This window comes from Protofrankia sp. CiP1_Cm_nod4 (assembly GCF_982290645.1).
In genome coordinates this window covers 5,393-9,434 of sequence record NZ_CEVIVC010000027.1, presented here as the reverse complement: position 1 = coordinate 9,434, position 4,042 = coordinate 5,393, and the positions used below count along the sequence as shown (strand labels likewise).

Genomic DNA, 4,042 nt, shown 5'->3' with positions numbered 1-4,042 from the left:
CTCCCGGGACCGTCGAGGACCGTTCCCTCGATGACCGGCCCGCCGTCGGCCACGGGGCCGTCGTCCGCGGCGGGCTGGCGTGGCGCCAGCCGCCGCACGATGGCGAAGGTCGCGAGGATCGCCACGCCGAACAGGGGCAGGCCCAGAGCGATGTTGGCCGCGCCGAGCCAGCCGGGCTCACCGGCAAGATAGAGCAGGCCCTGGACGGCGAACCGGACGGTGAAGACCGCGATCCAGACGCCCGTCGCCCACACCGCGGCGCGCCGGGTGTCGGCGTGCCGGCGCCAGTTGGCGTAGCGGGGATCCAGCACCGCCATCACGTAGCCGGCGGACGGCCGGCGTACCAGCAGCGACAGCAGGCCGACGGCCGCGAACACGGCGTTCTTGGCGATGCTGGGCAGGAAGAACCCTTCGGCGCTGTGCGTGCGGGACGCGACGAAAGCGGCCACACCGACCGCGAACAGCCCGGAGAACGCCTGCTGGACCGGCTCCCGCCGCAGCAGCCGCAGCACCATGAGGGCAGCCGCGACGACGATCGCGACCACGATGCCCGCGGTCAGCCCGGCCTGGGAGTTGACGGCGACGAAGGCGGCGGTGGGAACGGCCCCGTCGACCACCCCCCGGACGCCACCGACAGCCTCGACCAGCGACACCGGCGGCTGGCGCGTCGACGGACGCCCGTCGCGGCTGGGCGCGCTCATGCGGCGACGGGCGGCCTGGGCGACAGCGTGTGTCGCGGGTCCGCGGCCGCGGGACGACTGTCGGAACTCGTCATGGCAACCGCCTTCACTGATGTGCCATCCACTGGTGTGTGCCATCCACTGGTACGCGTCATCTGGTGTGCCGTCCGCCGATCTGCGCTGTTTACCGATATCAACCTATATACGACATCTGGAACCGGCGCGACATACGCCGGGATGACACACGGGCAACGAATCAGCCCGGCCCGGTGTGCCCGCGTCCCACTGGTGGCCCACCGAAGGCCGGCGGGACCGGCCGGGCCCGCTGGCCGGTGTTCCCAGAAACGGGACGCGGGAAAACCGGGAGGACGCGGCCGTGCCACCGTGGGCCCGTCCACGCCCCGGCGCCCCGGCCGTGGGTGGCCACAACCGGCCCCGGCGGACATCGACACAGGCATCGGTGAACCTCGGCAGGACCTCGACCGGCCTCAACCGGCCTCAACCGGCTTCCGCGATCCGCACACCCGGGGCCGGCATCCGAGCCGTCGGCGTCGCGACACCGCCGACGGCCTCGCGCGGATCCGGGCCTGGGAGGCTCCGGCCGTCCGGAGCGTCCGGGCTGTGCGGGTCGGTGAGCTCCCGGGGCAGTTTCAGTGGCAGCGGGTCACGCAGCGGCATCGCCTGATCACCGCGTACCACCACCAGCCGGCGCAGCGCCTCGGCCAGCGGCGGGGCGGCGGCCGGATCGAGCGCGGCATAACCGGTGAACACGACCCGCAGGAACCAGCGCGGGCCGTCGATCCCCAGCATACGGCCGGGTATGAACTCCCCCGGTGTACCGGTCGGCAGCTGCAGGCGCAGTTCCCTGCCGTAGGGGCCACCGGTCTCCTCTGCCGTCCCGGCGGCGGTACGCAGGGAGCCGACGATCTCGGCCCGCACCTCGTCCCACAGGCCGGCGCTCTTCGACGCGGCGAACGCCGACAGCTCCATCCCGCTCTGCCCGTCCCTCAACGTCACCGTGAGCAACTGCCCGGAGGCCTGGTCGACCTGGAACTGCACCTGGACCCCGTCGATCACCGGAACCCGCAGCGACCCCAGATCAAGCCGGCGGACGTGGTCGGCCGGGGCCTGGTCGGCGTCGTGGGGACCATCATGATCAACCTCGGCCGGGTCGTGCCCGGCCTCGTCATACTCGTCCCGGTACTCCTGCGAATCCCGCCAGCCGCGACCGGCGCGCCTACGACCGCGCCGGAACACCGCGACCACTTCCTGTTCTCACGATCAGCTTCCCTGTCGTCACGATCGGCTCCTCACGCGTGTGATGGCCGGGTGTCCCCCGGCAGGATCGGGCGGCACCGGCCCCGTCCCAGACCGGAGGAAGCCGGCCGCGGATCCACGGGTGGACCGGGCCGAAGCCGGGGCCGGGGTCAGGCGAAACCGCCGGTCGACCCGAAGCCGCCCACGCCACGCACCGTCGGCGGCAGTTCGGCGACCTCCTGGAACGCCGCCCGTTCCACCCGCTGGATGACGAGCTGAGCGATCCTGTCACCACGGCGCAGCACCACCGTCTCACGGGGATCGGTGTTGACGAGCACAACTTTGATCTCACCACGGTAACCGGTGTCGACCGTACCTGGCGCGTTCACGATGGACACCCCGTGGCGTGCCGCCAGGCCGCTGCGCGGGTGGACGAACGCCGCGTACCCCTCGGGGAGCGCGATGGCGATCCCCGTCCCCACCAGTGCGCGCTCGCCCGGGGCGAGTGTGACGTCCCGCGTCGTGACAAGATCCGCGCCGGCGTCGCCGGCATGGGCGTAGGCCGGCAGCGGGAGATCCGGATCGAGCCGGTGTACCAGCACCTCCAGCGGGCCGGCCCCGGCAGGGGCTGCCCCGCTGTGCGGGCCTGCGACATGAGGCCCTCCGATGTGAGGCGTGGTGAGGTTGTCCGTCGCGGTCATGAGCCCCTCGTGATCTGGCGGATGCGGGCCGTCACCGGCGACACGCCGGAGCGCGGCGGGACGCCGAAGTAACAGCACATCGAAGACTAGCCGGCCGGAAAACAGACGATCATGGCTGTCCGCGCGGGACCACGGCGGAGACCGTCACCGCGCCACCCCGCCCGGCACGGCCCGGCACGGCCCGGCACGGCCCGGCACCACCTGGCCCAACAACCCGCCGCCCGAACGGCTCGCCGCAGCCACGGCGGGGCCGACACATCAACGCACCGGTCAGACGCGTCCGCGCGGCGGCGGAGCCGGCGAACCCACGGGAAAAGACGGGCACCGCGGACGACCGGTGACGGACGCGCGAGTGATGGCCGCCGCGGTGGATACTGACCGACATGCGCTACGAGGAACGGCTGGCTGTGCCCCGACTGTGGCATGTCTGGGCCGCGGTCTGTGCCGGCGTCTTCGGAAGCTACTTCACCGTGTACACGGATTCCGCCTGGGTCCGGGCCGCCGTCTACGCCGGCATGTTCGCCGGGATGGAGGCGGCGCTGTGGGCCCTCGGGCGGGCCCGGCTGACCGTGACCGACCAGACGGTGGCCGCGGCCGGCCGGGTGCTCCCCCGGGACGGCGTGCGCGATGCCGTCGCATGCTCCGACATCCGCACGGCGCTGGCTCCGGGGGTGCACGCCGTGACCAGGCCGTGGATCCGTACCGGCGTGTGGATACGCACGGCCGGCGAGGTGTGGGTGCTCTCGTGTCGGCACCCCGACAGGTTCGTGGCGGCGACGGACGTGCGTGGCCACCCGCTGACCAGCGCTGACAGCGGCCGACCGGGGTAGACCGACCAGGTAGGACGACCAGGGTAGGACGACCGAGGTGCCCGGCAGCGGGACGCCTGCCGGTGATGAACGATCGTCAGTAACAGCTGGCTGTCGGCAACGGACGCCGTCAGCCGGACTGCCTCCAGCGGGCCCTGGGCCTCCGGCGGAGGAACAACCATGATCCCCTCGGCGTCGGCCGCCGGGGCATCTTCACGGACGGAGGTACGGAAGTGTCCCAACCGGTAGCGAAGATCGGCTGGAAGATCGTCGGAGGCGTGGCGGGAGCGGCCGCCGGGTCGGTGGCGAGCAAGGCCGTGACCCTGGCCTACAAGAAGATCCGCAAGTCGGACCCGCCGCGCAGCCCCGTGCATCCCGACACGGCCTGGGTGGACGCGATCAGCTGGGCGGCGGCCTCCGGGGTGGCGGTCGGCATCGGCAAGCTCACCGCCGAGCGGCTGGCCGCCCGCAGATGGCTGGAGGCGACCGGGTCGCTGCCGCCAGGCATCCGCGAACTGGAGTAGCACCCGCCCCACCAGAACCGAGGTCGTGCCTGCCGCAGCCACAACCAACGAGGCCCCGAGGCCACCGGGGC

The 4,042-nt window shown here is 72.6% G+C and carries 5 protein-coding genes; 2 read left to right on the top strand and 3 right to left on the bottom strand.

Annotation, left to right across the window (positions count from 1 at the left end; all coding sequences use genetic code 11):
- The 3 genes from AC5LSR_RS07770 to dut form a co-directional block, all read right to left on the bottom strand.
- Positions 1–701: DUF3159 domain-containing protein (locus AC5LSR_RS07770; protein ID WP_493468295.1), on the bottom strand; the 701-nt coding region annotated here is incomplete at its 3' end.
- 477 nt (positions 702–1,178) lie between these two features.
- Positions 1,179–1,937, bottom strand: coding sequence for a DUF3710 domain-containing protein (locus AC5LSR_RS07765; RefSeq protein ID WP_250284900.1), 759 nt, complete (start codon positions 1,935–1,937; stop codon positions 1,179–1,181).
- 170 nt (positions 1,938–2,107) lie between these two features.
- A complete protein-coding gene (gene dut / locus AC5LSR_RS07760; RefSeq protein WP_250284898.1) occupies positions 2,108–2,638 on the bottom strand; it encodes a dUTP diphosphatase in 531 nt (176 codons plus the stop codon).
- Between the two features lie 383 nt (positions 2,639–3,021).
- Here dut and AC5LSR_RS07755 point away from each other — a divergent pair, with 383 nt between their 5' ends.
- Together AC5LSR_RS07755 and AC5LSR_RS07750 are read left to right on the top strand one after the other, a co-directional pair.
- The gene (locus AC5LSR_RS07755; protein ID WP_250284896.1) at positions 3,022–3,468 is read left to right on the top strand and encodes a DUF3093 family protein; all 447 of its coding nucleotides are present in this window, start codon (positions 3,022–3,024) and stop codon (positions 3,466–3,468) included.
- 212 nt (positions 3,469–3,680) lie between these two features.
- Positions 3,681–3,971 carry a DUF4235 domain-containing protein gene (locus tag AC5LSR_RS07750; RefSeq protein WP_250284894.1) on the top strand — a complete coding sequence of 97 codons (291 nt, stop codon included), beginning with the start codon at positions 3,681–3,683 and terminating at the stop codon, positions 3,969–3,971.
- The last annotated feature ends 71 nt before the right edge of the window (positions 3,972–4,042 follow it).

Bases quoted from the DNA above. Each gene is read 5' to 3' on its own strand.
- AC5LSR_RS07755 (WP_250284896.1), top strand. From the start codon at position 3,022: ATGCGCTACGAGGAACGGCTGGCTGTGCCCCGACTGTGGCATGTCTGG.
- dut (WP_250284898.1), bottom strand. From the start codon at position 2,638: ATGACCGCGACGGACAACCTCACCACGCCTCACATCGGAGGGCCTCAT.